This window comes from Trueperella bernardiae, from assembly GCF_030246965.1.
GTDB classification, from domain to species: Bacteria; Actinomycetota; Actinomycetes; order Actinomycetales; family Actinomycetaceae; genus Trueperella; species Trueperella bernardiae.
The window spans coordinates 260,636-283,781 of the sequence record NZ_CP127099.1 but is presented as its reverse complement, the minus strand read 5'-3'; the positions used below and the strand labels follow the sequence as shown (position 1 = coordinate 283,781).

22 protein-coding genes are annotated in these 23,146 nt (G+C 50.2%); 5 read left to right on the top strand and 17 right to left on the bottom strand.

What is annotated here, in order from left to right; all coding sequences use genetic code 11:
* Positions 1 to 72 precede the first annotated feature (72 nt).
* On the bottom strand, positions 73 to 609 hold the full coding sequence (locus tag QPC17_RS01310) for a hypothetical protein (protein ID WP_148132171.1): 537 nt from the start codon (positions 607 to 609) through the stop codon (positions 73 to 75).
* Positions 610 to 770: 161 nt separating this feature from the next.
* Here QPC17_RS01310 and QPC17_RS01305 point away from each other — a divergent pair.
* Both QPC17_RS01305 and QPC17_RS01300 read left to right on the top strand, forming a co-directional pair.
* A protein-coding gene (locus QPC17_RS01305; RefSeq protein ID WP_101923944.1) for an IS3 family transposase occupies positions 771 to 1,996 on the top strand; the annotation gives its coding sequence in 2 pieces (ribosomal slippage) (positions 771 to 1,050 and positions 1,050 to 1,996; 1,227 coding nt in all).
* A gap of 268 nt (positions 1,997 to 2,264) precedes the next feature.
* Positions 2,265 to 3,518 carry a hypothetical protein gene (locus QPC17_RS01300; RefSeq protein WP_148132164.1) on the top strand — a complete coding sequence of 418 codons (1,254 nt, stop codon included), beginning with the start codon at positions 2,265 to 2,267 and terminating at the stop codon, positions 3,516 to 3,518.
* Between the two features lie 46 nt (positions 3,519 to 3,564).
* Here QPC17_RS01300 and QPC17_RS01295 read toward each other — a convergent pair whose 3' ends face one another.
* The 4 genes from QPC17_RS01295 to QPC17_RS01280 form a co-directional block, all read right to left on the bottom strand.
* Positions 3,565 to 4,143, bottom strand: a complete 579-nt coding sequence (locus QPC17_RS01295) for a class I SAM-dependent methyltransferase (RefSeq protein WP_160326874.1) — start codon at positions 4,141 to 4,143, stop codon at positions 3,565 to 3,567.
* Between the two features lie 246 nt (positions 4,144 to 4,389).
* Entirely contained in the window at positions 4,390 to 5,076 is a 687-nt protein-coding gene (locus tag QPC17_RS01290; protein WP_062613696.1) for an ABC transporter ATP-binding protein, read from the bottom strand.
* 11 nt (positions 5,077 to 5,087) lie between these two features.
* On the bottom strand, positions 5,088 to 6,308 hold the full coding sequence (locus tag QPC17_RS01285; protein ID WP_082661185.1) for an ABC transporter permease: 1,221 nt from the start codon (positions 6,306 to 6,308) through the stop codon (positions 5,088 to 5,090).
* 44 nt (positions 6,309 to 6,352) lie between these two features.
* Positions 6,353 to 6,760 carry a DUF4418 family protein gene (locus tag QPC17_RS01280; protein ID WP_034509278.1) on the bottom strand — a complete coding sequence of 136 codons (408 nt, stop codon included), beginning with the start codon at positions 6,758 to 6,760 and terminating at the stop codon, positions 6,353 to 6,355.
* 274 nt (positions 6,761 to 7,034) lie between these two features.
* Between QPC17_RS01280 and QPC17_RS01275 the strand changes: the two genes are divergently transcribed.
* Positions 7,035 to 8,269 (top strand): IS3 family transposase gene (locus QPC17_RS01275; RefSeq protein WP_210382983.1). Its coding sequence is split into 2 segments (ribosomal slippage): positions 7,035 to 7,323 and positions 7,323 to 8,269, totalling 1,236 coding nucleotides; the frame shifts between segments, so codons are not numbered across the junction.
* Between the two features lie 187 nt (positions 8,270 to 8,456).
* Here the strand turns inward: QPC17_RS01275 and QPC17_RS01270 are convergent.
* The 11 genes from QPC17_RS01270 to QPC17_RS01220 all read right to left on the bottom strand — a co-directional run bounded on the left by QPC17_RS01270 (position 8,457) and on the right by QPC17_RS01220 (position 19,775).
* Positions 8,457 to 9,326 (bottom strand): IS3 family transposase, encoded by an 870-nt coding sequence (locus tag QPC17_RS01270; protein WP_101923945.1) that lies wholly within the window; start codon positions 9,324 to 9,326, stop codon positions 8,457 to 8,459.
* A complete protein-coding gene (locus QPC17_RS01265) occupies positions 9,326 to 9,646 on the bottom strand; it encodes a transposase (protein ID WP_070448185.1) in 321 nt (106 codons plus the stop codon). Before QPC17_RS01265 ends, QPC17_RS01270 begins: the two co-directional genes overlap by 1 nt.
* Positions 9,647 to 9,715: 69 nt before the next feature.
* Positions 9,716 to 10,950, bottom strand: a protein-coding gene (locus QPC17_RS01260) for an IS3 family transposase (protein WP_210382983.1) whose coding sequence is annotated in 2 segments (ribosomal slippage) — positions 9,716 to 10,662 and positions 10,662 to 10,950 — 1,236 coding nt in all. Because the reading frame shifts where the segments join, the coding sequence is not laid out codon by codon here.
* Positions 10,951 to 11,368: 418 nt separating this feature from the next.
* A complete protein-coding gene (locus QPC17_RS01255; protein ID WP_083297722.1) occupies positions 11,369 to 12,355 on the bottom strand; it encodes an FAD:protein FMN transferase in 987 nt (328 codons plus the stop codon).
* 48 nt (positions 12,356 to 12,403) lie between these two features.
* Positions 12,404 to 12,847, bottom strand: coding sequence for an FMN-binding protein (locus QPC17_RS01250; RefSeq protein WP_062614285.1), 444 nt, complete (start codon positions 12,845 to 12,847; stop codon positions 12,404 to 12,406).
* 60 nt (positions 12,848 to 12,907) lie between these two features.
* Complete coding sequence (locus QPC17_RS01245; RefSeq protein WP_016444852.1) at positions 12,908 to 13,621, bottom strand: ABC transporter ATP-binding protein; 714 nt, start codon at positions 13,619 to 13,621, stop codon at positions 12,908 to 12,910.
* Positions 13,621 to 14,751, bottom strand: a complete 1,131-nt coding sequence (locus tag QPC17_RS01240) for an ABC transporter permease (RefSeq protein WP_016444851.1) — start codon at positions 14,749 to 14,751, stop codon at positions 13,621 to 13,623. The genes QPC17_RS01245 and QPC17_RS01240 overlap by 1 nt, the downstream gene beginning before the upstream one ends.
* Positions 14,752 to 14,753: 2 nt before the next feature.
* A complete protein-coding gene (locus QPC17_RS01235) occupies positions 14,754 to 16,028 on the bottom strand; it encodes an ABC transporter permease (RefSeq protein WP_285347383.1) in 1,275 nt (424 codons plus the stop codon).
* A gap of 1 nt (position 16,029) precedes the next feature.
* A complete protein-coding gene (locus QPC17_RS01230) occupies positions 16,030 to 17,292 on the bottom strand; it encodes a DUF2318 domain-containing protein (protein WP_062614284.1) in 1,263 nt (420 codons plus the stop codon).
* A 122-nt stretch (positions 17,293 to 17,414) separates the two neighbouring features.
* Positions 17,415 to 18,068, bottom strand: a complete 654-nt coding sequence (locus QPC17_RS01225) for an iron transporter (protein ID WP_180947739.1) — start codon at positions 18,066 to 18,068, stop codon at positions 17,415 to 17,417.
* 72 nt (positions 18,069 to 18,140) lie between these two features.
* Entirely contained in the window at positions 18,141 to 19,775 is a 1,635-nt protein-coding gene (locus QPC17_RS01220; RefSeq protein ID WP_285347382.1) for an FTR1 family iron permease, read from the bottom strand.
* Positions 19,776 to 19,971: 196 nt separating this feature from the next.
* On the opposite strand from QPC17_RS01220, the gene QPC17_RS09595 reads away from it, so the two are divergent.
* Together QPC17_RS09595 and QPC17_RS01215 are read left to right on the top strand one after the other, a co-directional pair.
* Complete coding sequence (locus QPC17_RS09595; RefSeq protein WP_425319275.1) at positions 19,972 to 20,514, top strand: DNA methyltransferase; 543 nt, start codon at positions 19,972 to 19,974, stop codon at positions 20,512 to 20,514.
* A 609-nt stretch (positions 20,515 to 21,123) separates the two neighbouring features.
* Complete coding sequence (locus tag QPC17_RS01215; protein ID WP_016423158.1) at positions 21,124 to 21,477, top strand: type IIL restriction-modification enzyme MmeI; 354 nt, start codon at positions 21,124 to 21,126, stop codon at positions 21,475 to 21,477.
* A 70-nt stretch (positions 21,478 to 21,547) separates the two neighbouring features.
* Here QPC17_RS01215 and erm read toward each other — a convergent pair whose 3' ends face one another.
* Positions 21,548 to 22,402 (bottom strand): 23S ribosomal RNA methyltransferase Erm, encoded by an 855-nt coding sequence (gene erm / locus QPC17_RS01210; protein WP_016456425.1) that lies wholly within the window; start codon positions 22,400 to 22,402, stop codon positions 21,548 to 21,550.
* Positions 22,403 to 23,146: the final 744 nt, after the last annotated feature.

The following is a 23,146-nucleotide window of genomic DNA, read 5'->3' as shown; positions in this document are numbered from 1 at the left end:
AATAACGCGAAACGTCATTAACGCTCCGCGTTACACGTTAAATTTGAACTCCACCGTGTTAACCCCTATAAATTAATCTGCCAGCAGCGACGAAGCCAGTTTTGCGAAGGCTCTAACTGCACCGGCACTGTCAATCTTGTCTAATTGGGCTGCAGATACCAGTTGAGGATCTGTAAGAGCTGCTTTGACCTGCTCATAATCGTTGGCAAGGACGATTAGGGAGCGATCGTGCATGAAGTTAGAGAACCGGATTTGATGAACGTCGATGTGTTCGCCCAGTTCTGGGTCGCGTGGAACGATCACCGGCTGGAAACCGCGCCGTAGCCATTCCATCATTAGGGAAGGTCCGCCTGGTAAAACCACACCTTTAAGTTTCCCGGCGAGGGCAGCCATTTCTTGGTGGCTGAGATTCTCGCGCCCGGTCGCTTCCTTCGGAGGTCGAGAAGTTCCATATTGCACCAGAACCGAAGCGTCCGGATTTTCGCGAGCAAAACGATCCGCCATCTGGATTAAACGGTCAAAAGACATATGGTGGGTGCCCACCATGAACAGGTAGTCGGCTTGCAGTTCGCGCTTACTGTTTTCGCTCATACTGGTGGTTTCACTCATAGTAGCGGTCCGATCACCGTGGCACGCGGATAGAGTTTCAGCTGTTCAGGCTATTGCACTGCGAAGCGATCTGCCAGGCGGTAACAGATTCTACCTGATAGAGAGGGGATCTTGAAGCGTCCTGGGTTTAGTTCCTACCTCAGCTAAGGAAGGATTGAACTATGCCTAGAAAGTATTCCGTCGAGTTCAAGGAAAAGGCGGTCCATCAGATCATCGAAATGGTCCGCCTGGAGTCCTGCTCACTGCAATGCGCCTACACAGAGGTCGGCGAGCTCCTTGGAGTATCTCACCACACGTTGCGGGCTTGGTACCGTGACAGCGCTTCAGTACGTGATGACTCAGACGCTTCAGGTGGCGAAACAATGGAAGAAGAGCTCAAGCGTCTGCGCCGCGAAAACCGCGAACTGAAACGAGCAAACGGGATTCTTAAGACTGCTTCGGCTTTTTTCGCAGCGGAACTCGACCGACCCACGACCAAATGATCTCCTACATCGACGCGTACAAAGATCAGTTTGGGGTCGAGGCCATCTGCCGAGTCCTCAAACAAGCAGATCGTGGATTCATCACCTCACGCGGCTACCGCAAAGCCACCACACGCGTTCCCAGCGCAAGGGCCTTAAGCGATAGCCTTCTCATCCCAGAGATACAGCGTGTGCATGCGCAGAATTTCTCGGTCTACGGCATCCGCAAAATGTGGCACGCGATGAACCGTGAAGGCTTTCATATCGGCCGCGACAAGACCGCCCGATTAATGAAGCTAGCAGGTGTTTCCGGCCGCAGACGTGGGCGAACGCCCGTGACAACGATTAGCCCGAAGACACCGGATCATCGCCCGGACCTAGTGCAGCGAAACTTTCGTGCACAAGCGCCAGGCAGGTTGTGGGTTGCCGACATTACATACGTTCGTACCCTGTCAGGATTCGCCTACACCGCGTTTGTCGTGGATGTCTTCAGCCGAAAAATTGTTGGTGTTGCTACACGCTCGACGATGCGCACCGATGCGCTGCCCATGGAGGCCTTGGAGCATGCATTAACGACTGCCGGACGAATCCATGGTAACCAGCTGATTCACCACAGCGATCGGGGCAGCCAGTACGTGTCGCTGAAGTATTCCACCGCCCTAGCGGAATCAGGAATACGCCCGAGTGTGGGAACAGTCGGCGATTCTTATGACAATGCACTAGCCGAAACAGTCAATGGTCTCTACAAGGCGGAACTGATTCATGCCCAAGGCCCGTGGACATCGGTCGGAGAAGTCGAACTGGCCACCTTGCGGTGGGTGCATTGGTGGAACACCAAGCGGCTTCACGAAGCATTGGACTACGCCACCCCACAAGAAGTAGAAACCGAGTACTATCTCACCCAGCCCATCAACACAGGGCCGTAAAAGAAGCGGAACTAAACCCAGGACGCTTCACTAACCCCAGCAACACAATTTGTCCTATAACCCTATTCCTCTCAAAACGAATGCGGTTCTGTTCAAATTTAAACCAACTGGCTCGAAGTGGCATCACGAACCCGGCTGACGGAGTATGCCAAACACAACTATGTTCATTTACTGTTCCTTGGCTAGGTTGTGTTCATTAATGCAAGTTCTAGATTTCTAGATCTAAACATCTCTCTTAAAAGGACCACATTTCGGTAGAGTCTTGGCTATGACGGGTTCCGGATCACAAATCGAATTCCTCTCTGATGGCGAAGGCCTCATTATCTTCAGTCAGGATGAGGATTTAGAAGAGTTCGATAACTGTGATGGGTTTTCCGTTTCAAAGGTTTCTCCCCAAGTCCTATTTCGCGCTCAGAATGTTTTCTCCACATTCAGCGAATTTCAAGTGCGCTCAAGCCGCTACGTGAAACTCAGCCCGGAGTCGGCGAAGCTTATGAGGCAACGCGTCACCAAAGGGCCCGTGAGAGGAGCGTTTCGGCGCGGTGATTTCAATCTTGCCGGAAACCCGGGTCAGTTTTTTCGAAAAATTGAGATACGAAGTACTGGCACCTTGGCCCCGGCATTCGCGACTGCGGGAGCTAGCGTAATCGCACAAGCAGCTATCGAGGCAGCGATAGCTGAAATCAAAGATTATCTCGAGACCATCGACGCAAAGCTCGACGCGCTTCTGCGACAGAGCAAAGTGGAATCTTTGGGAGAACTCGAAGGCATCTCGAATGCTCTCAAAGAAGTTGAAGATTACTACCGAACAAATAACAGTGTTTCAGCAACCAAATGGTTAACGATCAGTCACCTAGGCGCCTCCCTCCACACCATGGAAACGACCGCGCTTGAGCAGATATCGAGTTTGGTGGAACAACTGGCGGCAAGCCAAGGTGACTCGAAGAAAACAGCCAAATCCTTCCAGAGCCTAGATGAGAACCTTTCATTCTGGCTCGGTAATCTTGGCTGGAGTATTTGGCTACATGACCGGTTTTATGTCTTGGAGATCGCACACGCACAAGAATTCGAACCCGACCACTTCGACGGCTACCACGCTTCAATCCAAAGAACACGTCAGGAAAGAATCGAATCTGTAACCTGTCGGTTACTGAGAATGAACGATTCTATTCGTGCCACTGCGAACTTGGGGAACAGTGTTTGGGCCACGCATTACCAACGAGCTAGAAAGATAATCGAAGCAGCTAACAGGGCAGAAAACTCAATTCAGCGTTTTGCCCTTCACGTTAATCTCAGCTTTGAAGAAAAAAGCGAACTTCAAATACGGGGGTGGAAAGAGTCTGTATCGGGTTTTGTAGGCGACTCTGTACAAGCAGTCAACCAAAGCCGCCAGAGAGGTGTGGAGCAGATACAAAAGACTGGTGAACGGTTGCGCACGCACCGCGAGGATAGGACTCTGGCGAAGGCGGACAAGATTAGGGCTCGGCGAAATGCGAATAATAACCCGCCAGATTCCCCTTGATCTGCACCATTGCAGGTGCCTGCCGTCAACTGGCCGCTTTTCTTGGTTACGCGAGTTTTCGGGCACGCACCAGCTCGTCATAGGGATGCTTTGAGTTTGCGCCTCGTTCAATGACTTCATATTTCTCAATCGTCCACTTTGGCGACAGATTTTCGAGGGCTTCACGCGCACTCATCACCTTCGAAAAGTCCGGGCCGTGTCCGCGTGGCTTATCCGGGTCAGGCATGTGATGGACGAACAGGAGCGTTCCGCCTGGTTTAACGAGCGAACAAAGATGTCTAAAGAGGTCAGAATTCTTCTGAATCACGGGGTAGAATGCGCTCACTAGGTCATATTCCCCACTAACTTCGCGAGCGTCAGCGACAATCCACTGCACTTTCACTGAGGCCTTGTGAGCCGCAGTCTCGGCTCGGTCTATAGCAATCTGTGAAATGTCTACGGCACTCACCTGCCAGCCTTGCTGGGCCAGCCAGATCGCGTCTGCCCCCTCGCCCGCCCCAACATCGAGGACGGTACCTGGCTTCATGTCTTCAATTTCTCTGCGTAGGAGAGCGTTGACTTTACCGCTCCACAGGCGCCCTTCCGAGGCGTAACGTGCATTCCATTCCTGCGCTTCAGTACTCACGCGAATAAGGTTATCGAAATCCGCACCCTATAACGCTAGCCAGCACCCTAAATAAAATTCAACGCGAAATAACGTTAGATATAGATGCTGATGAAAATGCCGTAATAAGCCAAGTTATCAAGGGATGCGAAAACAAAACTCCACTTATATTCACCGACACCGAAGGCAAGGTGCAATTATTCCAATCGAAAGTGTCGGATACGTGCAGTACAATTCAGGGAACACTAGACGCGTCGGATTTGGATTCTATTTCAGCACGCCTTTGGTTATCGTGTATATCTGATCGGCAAAGCTAGATGTGTCCGAATCGTGTGTAACCACTATCACCGCGGCACCGTCATCAGTAGCTGATCGCAACAAATTCATTACCAATCCGGTAGACTCCTCATCTAGATCTCCCGTGGGCTCGTCTGCTAAGACCACCTCAGGGATGTTTATCAATGTGCGCGCAATTATTACACGGCGCGTCTCACCCCCAGATAGTTCCCTCGGGTAAACCTCGCTTAGGCCCTCAATCTGCAAAGCTTTCATTAGTGATTCAGCCCGCGCATTGACGTCGTAAGGTTTTTCTATACCCCGTTCTTTAGCGATCAACGCCGGTAACAAAATATTTTCACGAACGTTAAGACTAGCGATAAGAGTTTCCTGTTGCGTAGCATATCCAATTCTGCTGCCACGCAAAGTCGAAAGCTCAGAATCATCCAAGTCACCTAAAAGCTGGCCGCATATGCGCACCTGCCCTCTAGTTGGTTGCAGCAATCCAGCAAGCATATTAAGCAAGGTGCTCTTCCCATTGCCGGATCTGCCCTGAATCATTACCATCTGCCCGCTACTAACCTGTAAATTTGCCTCTTCCACAGCGTTAAAATAGCTTCCACGCCGGTAAAACTCGCGGGTTAATCCACTGGCTTGCACAACGACAGAATTCGCCATGTCCCCTCCCTTTACCTCGCCGCACGCAAAGTCAAATAAGTCTCATTTTTCAAGGTTTTACCAGCAGCTATTATCGCTGCGAGTATAGAAATGAGCAGGGCTCCGATTACACAGCAAGCAACTATTACAGACGCTGTTGCAAAACTTATATCAACATAGGGAAGCTCCAACTTGGCACGTATAAGATTGGCAAAGGGATACATTATTACCTCCCCTAATACGCCACCAATCAATCCACCACCCAAGCCGATGAAAAAGCACTCTTTCCCTAGCATAAACATGAGGTTCTTACGAGTCGCTCCCATTATTCGTAATGATGCCAATTCTTTTTTACGTTCACCTACGGATGTGGCCACAACTGCTACCAAAACTATCAGGCCAACCAACCAAAACATTGCAACTATCAACCAAATGTAACCGATTATAGTTATTGTATTAGCCTTTACTTGCGATGCCATTCCCGCAGAGGAAACTACACCCACATGTTGCATTTTATTGGCCAAAGCATCCCCTACGGCTTCTGCCGGATAGTTCGGATCAACTTTTACCAAGATAGACGAAATTGCTCTACCGTTTGGAGGGTTGTGAATATACTCCACTTGCGAAGAATATTTAAACATTTTCTCCACTGTGTTTTGATTTACGAACACAACGGTGTCATACGAAGTTCCTGTGCGCGCTAACTTAGCAGCAACATGCCAAAACTCATTAAAAAGACGCACCTGCCCATTTGGGTCAGCAAACACGTCAGCGCCTACTATAACTTCGTCATCTTTAAGCTCACCAGCATACTCAGTAGCTATCCACGGTTGCACTACAAAGTCGGTTTTTGGGTTGAATCCAATGATCTGTACATCCACCGCGCAACAGCCAGCATCAAGTGAGGTCAAGTAGGTTTCAGGGGTTGCAGCTTTAACTCCCTCTACCTTACGTACCTCTTCCAATATAGAGTCATCGTTAAAATAAAATTTTTCTTTGGATTTACCAAGTAGAAAGCTTTCGGCTGCCTGCTGGTGTTCGTTTGGAAACACAATCAGATCAGCCCCCATGCGTTCCTCCATAGCAGAAAACCCTCGGCTAAGAGCTAATGACATGAAGGTACCGGAGAAAAAAATAACACTTAAAACAATTACTGTGATTGAAAGACCTAACGTGCGTCCCGAGTAATATTTAAGATTTTCCTGTGGAAGCTTTCGTAGCCCGACACCTACCGACGAACTTTTTCCTGCCATGGAACAACCCTTCTTGAGTGCCTATTTACAGTGTTTACGCACTTTTATTTCGCGATCTTTTCACTACGGCAGTCAAACCATATAGCCACAAGCGCACACAGCAACGCCAAAACGCTCACTATTACGAGAGTTGGCAACATTACCTGCCTGCAATGCATGGTTGGCATATCACATACGCCTATGAGCAACGTAACCACTAATATTTCCAATACCGCAGTGGCTGCTACTGAGATATTTAGGCCAATGCGTGTTGGAGCCTTTACTAAGAAGTTAATAAGACCCAGTACGGCTATCATAGCGCCAATACCGAGCGAGGCTTTAGCGCTCCAGTGACAAGCCATCATCGGATGGTCACCATGAATTGGACAAGGCTGAGCGATTGTCATAGGCGCTATCGCTATCATCGTTCCAAAAAGAACTGCTGGGATTCCAGCGATATATTTGTTTTTCATGTGTCTCTTACTTCTACTTCAGTGTCGATTAGAAACGCATTGTGCGAGTCTAAGGCTTCACCCGTCGCGAGCCAAGGCTATAATAACCTATTAGGTAAGCCTTACCAATGTCTTTACGGTGTTTGGTGCGAATCTAAATGATCATAAAAATAGCTTTCCCCTGCAAATAAACACATCACACACCAGCTCGCCCCCAGCAAGCTACGCTTTTCACTTCACACACGTGAAGTGTCCCAGGTTTTGTTCCGTTTGAGTAGATGGGAAAATCTGGAATATGCCAAGAAAATTTGACCAGGATGCCAAGGACCGCGTGGTCCGTCTCGTGGAAGATCGCATCTTGGCGGAAAATATGTCGATGCAAGCCGCATGCCAGGCAGTAGCCCCAAAGCTGGGGGTTTCATGGCACACGGCTCGCCAATGGACCCAGCAGGCCCGCCGTGCGGGAAACATCCCAGAACCTGTGCCTGAAGACTTGGCCGCCGAAAACGCGAGGCTACGCCGTGAAAATCAAGAGCTACGCGACACTAATGAGCTGTTGAAGGCTGCCTCGGCTTTTTTCGCGTCGGAACTCGACCCGAAACGTCGGAAATGATCCGGTTCATCGATAAATACCGGAATCGTTTCTCTGTCGAGTTCATTTGTAAGACGTTGAAGAATAACCGGGCTGGTGGGTTTATCACCTCGCGTGGTTATCGCCAGTCCAAGGCCCGTGGATTAAGTGCTCGTCGCCTTCGCGATGCTGTGCTGATCGACCGAATTAGAACTGTTCATCGGGATAATTACGGCGTCTACGGCGTGCGGAAAATGTGGCATGCTCTCCGCCGCGACGGAATTGATATCGGGCGTGAACAAACCGCCCGGCTGATGCGCTTGGCCGGTGTTTCTGGCAAAGGCAAAGGCGGATCACCTATCACAACCCGAAAAGCTAACGTGCCTGATCTGCGCCCGGACTTAGTCGAGCGTGAATTCAAAGCTCAGGGCCCGAATAAACTGTGGGTGGCCGACATTACGTATGTGCGCACGAAGAAAGGCTTTGTGTACGCCGCGTTTGTCACCGACGTTTACTCTCGACGGATCGTTGGGTGGGCGTTATCAGATTCCATGCGCACCGAAGCACTGCCGTTGCAAGCTCTTAACCAGGCGATCGTGTGTGCTGAGGAAACAACAGGTCTCATTCACCATTCGGATCACGGATCGCAGTACGTCAGCGTGGTCTACAACGAGCGACTTACCCAACACGGCATTACAGCTTCCACCGGAACTGTCGGTGACTCCTACGACAATGCTCTTGCTGAAAACGTCAACGGATCCTACAAGAACGAGCTGATCCATACCCGCAGGTGGAATGACGTTGTCGAGGTAGAAATCGCGACGTTCGAGTGGGTGTCATGGTGGAACGAGACAAGGCTTCACCAAAGCTTGGGATACCGAACCCCGGTCGAGGTGGAAACCGAATTTTGGAAGCAGAACCCGCCCCAAGCAAAAATAGAAATCAAGGCAAATGCCTAGGAACAAAACCCAGGGCACTTCAACGATACTGTAAAGACCACTTAACCATTTGAGGATTAAAATCCCATGCTGGTTACTTACCTGGCGCTTTGCTCACCAACGCTGCTCGTATTGTAGGATGATTTTAGGGATGCCTGGTCGTCAAGTTGGGCTTGCCCGCTTGTTGTTGACGGTTTCGTTGTGTAGTTCACGCCGCGAGGTCCAGTCCGGCGTGGAGTTCGTATTCGACCGGGCTTTGGTAGCCGATCGCTGAATGGATTCGTTTGTGGTTATAGAATCCCTCGATCCAGGTGGCAACGCCTTCGTAGACCTCTTCACGGATACGAAAAGTGTGGCGGTAGTAGTACTCGACTTTCAACGTCGCCCAAAATGATTCAGCCATCGCGTTATCCCAACACACTCCGGTCCGTCCCATCGACATCACGATTCCAGCCGTGTCAGCGTGTTGAGCCAACCTCTTGGAGGTGAACTGGGTGCCACGGTCAGCATGTAATACGACCTGGCCGGGCATGGCCCCGCCCCGAGTTTCGATCGCCATCTGCAAGGCTTCGATCAACAGGCCAGTGGTCTGCTGCTGGCCCATCGCATACCCCAACACCCGCCGAGAATGCGCGTCGCGTACCGCTACCAGGTAGACCCAGCCCTCCCCGCAACGCAAATACGTGAAATCGGTGATCCATACCAGGTCGATCGCGCCCTGATCCCACTGGCGCTGACAGTGATCCTCATAGTCACACCCATCCGTGCCCGTAGTGGTGGGACGGTAGAACGAGCGGGTCGAGACCGCTTCCAAACCCTGCCTTTTCAGCGATGCGGCAATGGTTTTCTTATCGGCCACGACCCCTACTTTAGCCAGGGCTGCCACCAGCCGCGGAGCCCCGTGAGTGCGCTGATAATCATCAAACACGCACGCCACCACACGGTCAAACTCGGCCCGAGCAAGAACCCGCTGGCGACGCGCCTGACTGCGGGCCCGCCACTGGTAATAGCCCTGACGGCTCACCCCTAACACGCGTGCCATCAAAGCAATGGGATAGGTCGCCTTCTTTGCATCCATCAGCTCAAAACGCTGCGCGGGGCTTGCTTGGCGGCAAAGAAGGCGCTTGCTTTTTCCAGGAACTCGTTTTCCATCGCCAGCCGGGCATTATCAGCCCTCAACCGGGCAATCTCTGCATGTAACTGAGCCGTCGTGGGAACCCCAGCCGCTTCGGCTTGGCGTCGTTCCCGCTCATGCTTGACCCACCGGCCAAGCAACGCTTCACCCACCCCAAGATCACGAGCAACGCTCGCAATCGAGGTCTGTTGATCAATCACAATCGAGGCCGCATCCCGCCGAAACTCCGGCGTATACGACTTCCTCGTCTTCTTCTCACTCACGAGTCTTCCAACACCCTTCCCAGCCAGACAAGCCAGCCTCATCAAGTTGAAGTGCCCTGGGTTTTGTTCCTAGGCATTTGCCTTGATTTCTATTTTTGCTTGGGGCGGGTTCTGCTTCCAAAATTCGGTTTCCACCTCGACCGGGGTTCGGTATCCCAAGCTTTGGTGAAGCCTTGTCTCGTTCCACCATGACACCCACTCGAACGTCGCGATTTCTACCTCGACAACGTCATTCCACCTGCGGGTATGGATCAGCTCGTTCTTGTAGGATCCGTTGACGTTTTCAGCAAGAGCATTGTCGTAGGAGTCACCGACAGTTCCGGTGGAAGCTGTAATGCCGTGTTGGGTAAGTCGCTCGTTGTAGACCACGCTGACGTACTGCGATCCGTGATCCGAATGGTGAATGAGACCTGTTGTTTCCTCAGCACACACGATCGCCTGGTTAAGAGCTTGCAACGGCAGTGCTTCGGTGCGCATGGAATCTGATAACGCCCACCCAACGATCCGTCGAGAGTAAACGTCGGTGACAAACGCGGCGTACACAAAGCCTTTCTTCGTGCGCACATACGTAATGTCGGCCACCCACAGTTTATTCGGGCCCTGAGCTTTGAATTCACGCTCGACTAAGTCCGGGCGCAGATCAGGCACGTTAGCTTTTCGGGTTGTGATAGGTGATCCGCCTTTGCCTTTGCCAGAAACACCGGCCAAGCGCATCAGCCGGGCGGTTTGTTCACGCCCGATATCAATTCCGTCGCGGCGGAGAGCATGCCACATTTTCCGCACGCCGTAGACGCCGTAATTATCCCGATGAACAGTTCTAATTCGGTCGATCAGCACAGCATCGCGAAGGCGACGAGCACTTAATCCACGGGCCTTGGACTGGCGATAACCACGCGAGGTGATAAACCCACCAGCCCGGTTATTCTTCAACGTCTTACAAATGAACTCGACAGAGAAACGATTCCGGTATTTATCGATGAACCGGATCATTTCCGACGTTTCGGGTCGAGTTCCGACGCGAAAAAAGCCGAGGCAGCCTTCAACAGCTCATTAGTGTCGCGTAGCTCTTGATTTTCACGGCGTAGCCTCGCGTTTTCGGCGGCCAAGTCTTCAGGCACAGGTTCTGGGATGTTTCCCGCACGGCGGGCCTGCTGGGTCCATTGGCGAGCCGTGTGCCATGAAACCCCCAGCTTTGGGGCTACTGCCTGGCATGCGGCTTGCATCGACATATTTTCCGCCAAGATGCGATCTTCCACGAGACGGACCACGCGGTCCTTGGCATCCTGGTCAAATTTTCTTGGCATATTCCAGATTTTCCCATCTACTCAAACGGAACAAAACCTGGGACACTTCAAGTGTCAACAAACACAGGGTAACCCCAAGTTTATGCAAAAGGGTTTTCACGATCGGCTTGCGGGTGCTTTTAATCTGGCGCACCCTGGAGTGTCCTAGGTTTTTAGGTCCAGGTGACTTGAGTGTGGTCCATTGATGCCCCGCCACTAGGTGGGGAGAATGGAGCAATGGTGAAAAAGTTCAGTAAACACGCGCCCGAACAGATTGTTCGCAAGCTCGACAAAGCGCGGGAGTTGAGGGAATCAGGATCGACGACAGCTCAGACTTCAATCTTCTTGTGCGGTGCAAATTCGGAATATGCCAGCCTATCTAATACCGCTGTATTTAACAGTGTTTTAAATCAGCATTACACCCGAAACTAAAAGCTTTTTATTGAGTCCTAACTCGCTGTGCTTCCAGCCACTGCTGCACTCCCGGATGAGCAGTAATCTGCAAATTAGGACTAGCTAACACCCGACCATCTGCCGTGAAAAAAACCGTGTCTATGTGCTGTTGAGTCGCATCCAAATCCATAGCTCTTTCCAAACCCAACACTAAGAAAGCGGTTGCCCAAGCCTCACACTCCATACCATCAGCCGCACAAACTAAAACGGCAACAAGGTCCGTAAATGCCGGCTTTCCAGTACTTGGATCTAAAACATGGCTAACGCGCTTACCCGAACCTATTCGTGTAGCTGTATCAGCACTAACAGAAAGCGCCGGATGAGTAAGCAACAAGTGCCCAAACTCTTCCAATCCCTCCCAAGGGCTTTGCAGGCCAACGCATACTGGGTCACCCGCAATCGAAATAGAGGAGGAACCAAATGACACCACCACGTTTTCCCCTCCCTTAGAAACTACCAAATCACGCACCTGATCTGCCGCATACCCCTTGGCGATACCTCCAAAATCAATTATGGAATCACTAAGCTCAAATTCTCTATTCGCCCTTTCAGCCACCAATTTTTTCCAATCACGCATTTGACGGCCCAAAAACGGGTAAAATGCGCCTTGAGTCAAATTCGCGAATTTTACGGATGCTTCCATGACTCGTGCCAGATCGGAAGAAAACCGATTTGCCTGCAATATATCTTCCAATCGGAAAAGTAATTCAGCTCCAGCATCATGATTTTCCAAACCAACTTCCGCGCTCCCTGCCAGGCTGTAAACGTTGGAAGAATGCAAGAGGGAGCTTCTGAATTTTTTCAAAATATCTTCCGAACCAGCATTTAAAATACGGCTAAGTGCGACCACCTGCGAAGTTTGCTTAAATATGCTAAGCCTATTTTCTAGTTCTCTAACTCGTTGACGAATAAGACGCTGAATTTCTTCAACATTCCCCGCCGGTTCCCAAGTGGCGCACACCAGCGTACCCATAGCGGGAAAGCTATATGAACCATGCCCGATCACTCAGATTACCGAGTCTTACTTTTCGGCGCCAGCGTTAAGCACGGCGTCTTCAACCGCCTGCATGAATAATCTGTGTGAAAGAGATCCACCAGCGATGCGCTCAACCTGATTTTGATCCGACGTCTCCTGGAACTTTTGCACATAGCTTTTTTCGTGCTTTATCGCGTCTTGCGCTCTTTGATAAAAAATCGGATCATGTGCTTTGCCATCGGTTCCCAAACCATAATCTTCATCATGGGGCGTACCATCAGCATCCTTTACTAAAAAGTTTGCCTTAGTGACTTTTCCTCCACTAATTGTGAAATTCACTGTGCCGTAAGAACCATCAGCTTCTTTTTGTGAAACTCCTTCATATTCCCCATCTGGCAAAGTGTTTGCAGCCGGCACATCGGCCGAGCACCCGCCAAGTACTGCAACTCCCACAATCGCTGCTATAGCTAACAATCGGGAACTTCCCATAAGGCCCTCCAAGTTTTCTAACTTTTAAATATTTGGCATTTTGCGATTATTCGGCTCCTGTTAATAAGTTTCACCGAAACGTAATTCTTTTATAGGAGAATCGGCCAGATCGGTGACCTCTTGGGCAATTCGCCCGTGCTCTAAAATTATTTGCCGCTGCCCTTGTGCAGCCACTTCGGCATCATGCGTTACCACTACCAAAGTTGTTCCCTCTTCATGCAGGCGATGAAAGAAATCTATAACTATTTTTTCATTAGTCTCATCTAAATTTCCGGTGGGTTCATCAGCGAGTATCACGGCCGGACGATTTATTAAAGCTCTGGCCACACAGACACGCTGTTGCTCCCCTCCAGAAAGTTCATGAGGTAGATGCGTAGCTCTGTCTTTCATCCCCACCTGTTCCAGTGCTTCAAGCGCTTCCTGCTCATCAGGAACCGAATGATAGTACTGCGCCAACATCACGTTTTCCACAGCGGTTAGGTGTTTAACAAGATGGAACTGTTGGAACACTAGGCCGATTTTATGACGGCGTACATCTGCCAGCTCCACCTCGCCCATTTTATCTAGACGGTCGCCTTCTAAAAGAACCTCACCCGAAGTGGGTGAATCCAAACAACCCAAAATATTCATCAGGGTCGATTTCCCCGAACCAGATGGGCCCACTATGGAAAGCCATTGACCACGCGGAATTTCCAAGCTCACGTTGTCGAGTGCCGCAAGATCGCCGTAGTGCCGACTAGCCGAGCGTACTGAATATATAGAATCTGCGGGCATTATTCTCCCCCTAGAACTTGTGAAGGATCTATTTTGGTGATTCTGCGTGCTGGCATCAAACAGCCCAGCATCGCTATGACTATTGAAAATATGAGTGTTATTGGCACGACCCACCAATTTATATTCAGGTTTATGGCAAACACACGGCGTGATATTTCCGCTGCGATCCACACCCCTGTAGCTGCACCTAACGTCCCCCCGAATACTCCCAGCATAAGCGATTCTCCTACGAATTCGCGCATAACATCACCAGGCAGTGCACCAAGAGCCTTCTTCAATCCGATTTCCTTGGAGCGTTCTGAAATTATCGAATTAAGAGTTGTGGAAACCGCTATCAAGGTGAGCAGCGATATTATTGCCGAAACTATCCAAATTAAGGTACGCAAAGTAGTGGCGATTCCGGTTTCCGCCTCTGAAATACGGCGCACTACTTGAGCGTCAGCATTTTTTACTTTAGTGTTTATTTGTTTGGCGTATTGCGCAATTACTTTAGAGTCTGCATCTATTGAGTACTCGATGATGTCATAACCACGATCTCCTAAAAATTCACTTAGTGTTTTAGTGCTCATTACTATCTGCTCGTCTTCCGGCCCTCCGGTGTGAATAATTCCAGAAACCTTCATCTGTTTAGAGACCGCATTTTCAGACGTGGGTTGCATCAGACCAACCTCATCCCCAATTGAGAAACGATAACGCGTAGCCACATCTGCGCCCACCAAGAATTCATCATCATTAGCAGGCATTTTCCCATCTAAGTTCCAATATGGGCGGACACCTTGCACAGCGTCCAAATCCGTTGCCATTACCTGCAATGGCTGCTGATTGTATAGTAGGTTTCCATACTGGTATCCGGCGCGTTTAAGTACGCTGTTGCCAACTATGGAATCAGTTTCCTGCAATGTGCCATCCGTAAGGTTTTCTGAAGAATCAGGCAATATAACCATATTGGCACCAAACGCACGCAACTCCTTACTCATTTGGGCCGGAACAGTGAAGGCCACCAAACCCAATGCGGCCAAAGTTGTACCCCCCACCGCTATTGACAGGGAGGCAATGAAAACACGGGTAATCCGATTTAAAAACGCCTTCCAGATCATGCGCAAATACATCGCAGTATGCTTATTCTTCACGGTTACCTCCCGTGCAACACTTGGGCCGGCTGCACACGTACCAGTGAACGGATGGCAGGCAAAGATCCCAAAAGTACGGTTACAAACACAATTAACGCCATTAGAGGGGCCACAATTGGCCGCATAGCTATAGCGGATCCAAAAACAATGTGTCCGATTAGTTGAGCCAATCCGAAACCTAAAGCAAATCCAACAACTCCGCCAAACAACCCAACGATAAGAACCTCTGCCAACATGAGTCGAATAATTTCTCGGTTTCGTGCACCTATAGCCTTCATTAAACCAATTTCACGTGAACGCTCCATAACCGAAGCGAACACCAAATTCGCAATCCCTAAAGACGATCCAATCACTGCAAATAGGGCAACAAAAGCCATAATAAGCTCAGTTTTATTAAGGATCTCCCCCTCAGTATCTGCAACTTGACGTACGGGCTTAGCCACTGCGTTGGTCATAACTTCCTCTATCTGATAGGCAATAGAGGAAACATAGGCCGTGCAATACCATGTTTCCCACTCGTCCAAAGTGAGCAATGTAGGATCTTCAGCAGCTTTACGAGACAGATCATTATCCGGCGTAGTAATTGCGCGTACCTCTACCCGATCAACCTCATTATCCCGCCCGGTAAGCTGTTGAACCAGATCAAGATCTGCATATATTTGCGAATCTTCTGCATCTCCGCCCGTAAAAATTCCGGAAATAACCACATCGACAACATCACCGTTTTTATCACGAATTTGTAAAGTATCGTCAACTTTCCAATCATTCTTTGTAGCAATACGGGAACCCACTATTACCTCTTTAGGCGTCTTTCCCCAAGTTCCCTCCCATTTCCACCATTCCCGCATGCCGTCCATACCCGTCATAACCTTTTCTCCGGTTGGAATGGCGAGTTCTTTATCAAACCAGGTACCCCACACCTGCTCTTCTTTACCGTCTACTTCAAGCTTTGTTTCCAAATAGGGAGTGAAGTTTTCAATATTGTACGTCCAAAATATGGTTTTCATATTCGGTAATTCATCTTCCCGCAACGCGCCGCCACCCTGCTCGGAAGAGTCAATATTGTACAAATCCGCGGCCATTGCCCTACCTTGGGGAAGAACCTGCAAATTAGAACCATAAGAGCTGAGTTCTTCTTGTACTTTATCTCCAACATCAAACATCACCGCCAGCATCGATGTTGTAAGGGAAGCACCCAACATTACTGTCACAGCTATCATCAGGCGTTTAACTGCCTGCCTACGCAATGCGCGGGCTATCATAATCCAGAAAAACATATCAGCTAAACACCTTCTCGTGGCTTTCTAACTCTTCAGCGAAAAACTTTAAGCGAGTATCTTCCACCTCATATTTGATTGGGATCGGGTTGCAACCGCCGGGGAATCCAATGGTTTGCACGTTCATCATCACGTCACACTTAGAACAAATTATTTTTCCCTTATCTTCGTAATATCCCGAATCTCCACAAATTTCACAGGCATCTAAACCTACGCCAAAAGCGACCTCATTTTTACGCACCACCAAAAATCTAACTTCCACTCCGTTTCCTGTTTTGTACCCAAAACGATGTAGGTGACCATCAGAAACCAGCAGACGATCCACGTATACAAAATCGCCTTCCAAGGTCGTGGCTTCCAAATCTGTTAGTTCAGGAACATACTCTGAGCGTCTCTTTCCATCCGTCAACGACCAGGCAAACGCAATTGCAAGGACCGAAGATAAACCAAAAAATTGACGGCGGCTTATGGTGTCTGCTTTTTGTAAACGGCGCTCTGCAGGATTATGTGGAGGTTTTTTAACCTGCGTCCACAGCGCTATAAAACCAGGGAAAGCAATTAGAAACACTAGTATCAGCTGAGTCATCGCCTCATTGCGTTGAATCCACAAAACTATGTCAAATAGGCCGGGGAAAGACGGCACTATCCGCCTCGTAGCGAACTGTTGATACAGCAAAATCATGCGGGGCAGTATCATCGCCATGAAAACTACCGAAGTGACTAGGGTGCGCACCCACCAAGGAACTTTTTTCGCACATTGGACATATCCCCAACAGGCAACCACCGCCAAAATTGTTCCTAAAGAAAACCCGGCCAAACGTAAAAGGGAGGCGGTTTCAAAAACTGATCCACCCGTGTGCACAATCGAATCGGTGGAATAAAAATATGGAACCGCATAGTAAAGAGCAGAGGTACATATAGCCAATATCGCGGTTATGGTCAGCCCCCGGTGGCGCATTCCCTGGTTTATATCATGCAAATCCCTATCGCCAAACAACCAAAGCATTACCAAAAACGCGAACATGGTAATAAACAGCGCGATTCCCGCCCAGGCGGTAAAAACAGGAATATCAACGTGCGGGGTGTTCAACCGCAACCATGTGAAAACACCCGCGCCCAAAAGGCCAATAGCGGTTGAAGCAAAAGTTAGTTTGGCAACCGTTTGTCGCTCCATAGGTGCATGAGCTCGGCTGGCTACCAAAATACTCACCGCTAGACACAAAGGAAGCGCCGTTTGAATTGAAACAATGAACAATTCCAACATGTAAATCCCTGCAAAAAGTTAAAAATAGCTACTGAATTATTTAGTTCAAATAACCGATCATGAAACTGTACATAAGTGTGAGAGCTCGGCGGCAATGCCCCGAGCTCTCACACGCGGTTAGCTTAAAGCAGCTGGCCGTCCCACTTCCAGTTTTCGAAAGTGAACTTCAGTGGCTCGGTCCAGAAACGCCCGTCAACAGCGGAGGTATCTTTTCCAGTGTGCAGCATGAACTTGTCAGCAGGTGAAGGAATCTCAACTTCAACACGGTACTCGCCCGGTTCCAGCTTGATGTTATTTCCGTAGTGCGGGCCGTCAGAAGCCACCATGGGCATCATCGTCCCTAAATCCTTGACCAAGCCACCCGTGGCCTGATCATAAATTTTCACGTTTATCTCCAAGTAAGGCATGAACTGATCGGCTTCATAACCGATTTCAGCAGCCTTCTCATTGGTAGCAACGTCAACTTCGAAGTGCATGTCAGATTCGGAAGCCGGCGGTACTAGCACCGAGCCTTGCTCCATGTCGATTGCCTGGAAGTAAACCAAATCAACAGTTAACGGACCACTGGTCTGCGGGCCTGAATCGCCAACCGGAATTTCGTTAATTCCTACTGCCTGCCCTTTTTCAGCAGAGCTCGTCTTTTCGTCGGCGGTATTCTGCACAGAAGTACCCTTTTCATCCTTGGGCTTGTCACCAGAATCATTCGAGCAACCAGCAAGACTCAAGGTAAGCGCGAATGCCGCTCCAAGAGCAACCATTGCTTTCTTGATCTTCATTTACTTTTCCTTTCGTGTTTCGGGATTTCCCGGCCAAAATTGGAGATGTTAGAACTGATGTAACGTTACTGACTAAACAGAAGTTGTATCTTTCACCGATCTTTGTTCGTTATTTGCTGCGCTAGCACAGCTCTCCCGTTTTGTGTTTTTGCTGATGCGATATTGCACAACAGCCAAAATTATGAGAATTACAACCACAATTGCCTGTGCCACCAAAGTCTGAACCGTTGGGTAAAGACCAAGCACAGCTATTTCCGGTACGCCCGGAACATCAGTTGTATGCAGCCAAGTTGCATCCTGGAACTCTTTAGCAGCGCCACCCGCAATGGTAACTGCCAACATGCCCAACAGAACCGAAGTCCACCGGAAGAACTTCCTGATTGGTAGACGAACTCCAAATACCCACACCAGTAGGAATAGGATTATCAAAATGACTAGTGCAACTCCCACCCCAAGCCAAATGAATGCGTAATCCGAACCGGAACGCGCCGCGGTGAGTATAGGAGAGAAGAACAATATGGTTTCCGCGCCCTCACGCAACACCGCCAGGAACGCAACCAAGGCTAGTCCGAATACGCCACCCGACTGAGTCTTAGATCCGGCAACAGATTGCATGTACTCATTCCATTTGGCCCCATGAGACTTGGAGAAGATCCAGTTGGAAACGTATATGAGCATCAGCACCGCAGCAATACCGGTAAAGCCCTCGATCAACTCTTGTGCCAACCCTGAAACGTTTGATGTGAGGCGAGCCAGCACTATAGCGATCATTACCGACAAAACGATGGCTGCGACCACGCCGACTATGATTCCAGCTACCTGATCCTTACGCTTTGCCTTCATAGCATAGGTAATAACAGCAGCCACAACCAGGAGGGCTTCAGCACCCTCACGCAGCAGAATTAGGAACGAGGCAAAGAATCCCTTCCACCCAAGTCCCTCATTGGAACCAGCCAGCTTGTCCAGCTCAGTGGCGTCCTCATTCACCATTGACTTTAAGTTTTCAGCTATCTTGACAACTTCATCGTGTGCCAATCCGCCACGAATTCCCTGACGCAGATCTCGGAATCCGTTTTCAACTTCAGAAACTCGCCCCTGCCCTATGTAGGAGATTGTTGCCTTCTCTAGCCCCTCGGCTTCATAGTGTTGTAAGTAGGCAGCGGTAGCGTGCTTGTAGCCCTTATCCACATCACCCGCGCCGTACTCTTTAACAGAGGTGTCAATATTTTCCACGATTGCTTGGGCTACCCTAGTCCACTGATCTGAAATAGTCTTAGTGGTGGCAAGTTCGGCAACGTCTTTATTTAGATGGTCAATGGCAGTTTTTACCGCTTGTTCGACCTCGTCTTGAGGTGCCCCCTCATTGGAAAGCGTGCGCACGTTTAGCAAAACTGCAACAAAGTCTTCTTGCCTATCCCGCCCGAGCCTGTGGCGAATTTGATCTTCAAGGCCGGAAACCTGGTAAATATCATAGTAAGCTTTTCTGATGGAGTGTTGAACTGCCTTAGAATCTCCCGAAGCATACTCGGCAGGAATACCCTCCAGGTACTCTTCCATTTTTGTTACTACCGGCTGCCAATCCTCTTCTTCTTGTGCATTCGCCGTAAGAGACGAAGAAAGAGCGAAGAACACTCCCACAAAGAGGAAAATCGCTAAAATCTTCGATATTCGCGCGGCCGATGCACTGCTAGGCGAAAACGCCATCATTCGCCCTCCAGCTTTTGTTAGCCTAACCTAATAACCAGTATGAGCATACGCGCTACCACTTTAATTGCGCAAGGCCGGCATGTTGAAAATAGGATCTTTGAGAACAAGTTCTCAAGGGATACTCCAAATGAACCGCGAGTTCAAGAAGCAGTTCGGCATCTCCATCCCCCTCATCCCCTTGAAAGAAACAGGTTAGATCCACGCTGGTAACGCCACGCGCCTAGACTGGGACGAGGCCTGCCCGAACAACGGCGAAGACGAGATCTACCTGATCGGCAACCCACCATATGTGGGATCGAGCATGCAGACCACAGAGCAGAAGGCGGATTACCCGGTGGTTTTCGGTAGCTCCAAGTACCCGAAGAAGCTCGACTACATTTCTCTCTGGTTTATCAAGGGCGCCGCTACATCTCCGGCACCCGTGCCGAGCTGGCCTTTGTTTCTACCAACTCCATTACCCAGGGCGAACACGTCGGTCTTCTGTCCCCCCCTGCTTCACGAACAAGACGTAGAGATCGGGTACGCCTATACCTCATTTAAATGGGGGAATAATGCCAAGTTCAACGCCGGCGTCACGGTTGTGGTTGTAAGCCTGCGTCCCATCTCAAATGCGCCCATATATTTCCATGAGGATATTCGCACAAACGTATCCCAAACAAATGGATACTTATTAGATGCACCGTGTGTATACGTTGGGCCTCGACCGCGCCCGTTGAGCTCAGAGCTACCAAAAAAATAAAAGGCTCTCAGACTACGTATGGGGGGAAAAAATCACCTACTCACGGTGCCGGAGAAAGAGCACCTTAACGGCATTTCATCGCTAGCCTCGTCTTGGATCCGTAATTATGTGGGATCGACGAGTTTATTAACGGTTCACAACGATACTGTCTTCGCGTTCCGGATGCAGACCTTGAGCGAGCGCAGGACGCAAAAGGCGGCCTCGGAAACCCGAAGCCGCCCTAGGCGAAAAACCGGATTGAGTCCTAAACGTTGAACTTGAACTCCACGGAGTGTCGTCGATAAATAACTATTCGATGCGCAAAGTACAACGAAATACCGCTAGAAACAGACAACATATGGGGGTGCACAGAAACACATATAGGTTCTGCGGAAAACCTATAGGGTGCGTCGCTAAGAACCGCTGTGCGCGAAAAACATAAAGGGTTTACGGACCCGGTCCCAGACCCCTCAATACTCTGAGCCGGAAGAATGGAAAGTGGAAGGTTGATGTATCCCCACTATTTATTTTTTCCGTTTTTCGGAGTACATCGGGAGCTACAACTGCGGACCAGCTCTGTGTGAACTAGATGAGAAGGCGCAGCAGCGAATCATCGACGCTGGACAGTTGGTGCTGCGGGCACGCGAGCGGCACCCCCAGCGGTCACTCGCGGAGCACTACAACCCGTTATCGATGGACCCAATTCTGCTCAAGGCCCACAACAACTTGGACCGGGAAGTCGATAAGGCTTTCGATGTGGCACGCAAACTCACCAACGAGCGCCAGCGCCAGGAGCTACTGTTCGCCAGCTACGGGGAGTTGGCGAGGGGCTATGTCTCCTCGCTTTCATCAAAATCGAAACCACCAGCAGGGTCGTTCCCCGTGCGGGTGATTTTGATCGGTCCCGCTGCTGGGTGTAGAACCCTGTCGCTGGCAACGCCGGGAACTATGACTGTGCCCGACGAGAACACGTCACTGCCATAACGCGGCTCACGGTAGACGAACATGGGTCGTTCACTACTACTGGTGGATTTCGGTTTTGGTGGTGGGGGGATTACCGCCGCCGGCCTCGATTTTTCCGTTGAGGAGGGCGTTGACTACTTCCCGATTGTGAAATGGGCCGATGGCGCGGTGAAGAGGAACCAGTCACCTGGAAGAGATCGATCCAGTCGCTGGTGTGCAATCTGGGAGGTAGGGTTGCGGGGTCGATTCCTCGCGAGCGCAACCATGATTGTGTCTCTGAACGTGATGAAAACAACCCTGCCCTTCGGAGAATTTCCCCTATCCCGCGTCCCCGGGCGGTGAAAACGGTGTGCACCATCGCCTGAAAGGCTTTGCGTTGCTCTATCGGGATCTTCGGGTCACCCACCCGGCGGATCACTAAGATCCCCCCGTCAACGTTTGGCTGTGGCCGGAAAGCAGACCTTGGTACTCGGGAACCAAGGTGAAACGTGAACCATGGGGACCACTGAGCTGTCATCATCGTGCTTGCACCTACCCCGGCCCGGCGGCGAGCGACTTCCCACTGCATGAGGAGTACAGCGGCAGTCCATGCCGGCGCATGCAACAACTTTCGAAGAATGGCAGTGGTGAGGTGAAAGGGAATGTTTCCCACAATGACGCAGGGAGTGGCGGGTAACGGGAAGTTGAGGAAATCATCATGGACCACTTCGACCGACGCCGAGGCGGTCTTTTTTGTGAGTTTGGCAGCTAGTTTTGCGTCTACCTCAACTGCCGTTATTGCCCTCCCCAAGTGGGATATCGGGTGAGTGAGGGCACCGCTTCCTGGCCCGATCTCAATGATGGGGCCGGAGGTTTGTTTTACAAGATCGACGATGGAGTTGATGATCTTGTGGTCTGTGAGAAAATTTTGGCCATGTTCGTGACGGCCGTATCCGTATGTAGACATCAGGTGTGCTCCGTGGAGTTGAAACGGAGCCGGGCATGGCAAATGGCCGCCCGGCTAAAGGACCGGAGCGGTTTCTAACCTGCGGGAGGGAGAAAACCGCCTTAGCGGCTGGTGAGCGGCCGCATGAAAACGGAACCTGAAATCAACATGGGCCTATCGTATCCAATTAATTTCGCAGGGTCCAATACGGTGAGAAAGAAGACAACCGCACCGCAACAGTGCAAGACCTCTCTGGATTGGAATTTAATTGAACATGGGTTTGGGGTACGACGCGCCCTACTCGGAGTGGCACGGACACTACGGCTGCGCGCCCACACACAACAGTAAAGAGCTCGGCAATGCACAGACACGTAACGAGAGCGCCACAAATGTATGTATGTTTAAGTTACAGCATCGACACTGACGCTCCACATGGAGGGACGGCCGCAGCCCTGCAGCAAGCACACGGCAGGGTGTCTGCTTCGGGCGACGTGAAATTACGCAGAAAATACGAAACACATCACCGCAGGTCACGGTAGGTATTTGCGGGTCATTTCGTAATCTCGTAAACGAAAAGAACAAAACTACGAAACACAAAAACATACGTTGAGCAGCGTAAATGGTTTTCGTTTCGTAATTTTTCCACTTTTTGAAGAAAATCTAAATAAGAAGAGACACCTTGATTGCGATTGTGTCCCGTGTCACATAGCTGCAACCCCTGCAGCGTGCCCTCAACGATGACGCTCTGTGTCGTAGACATGTGCC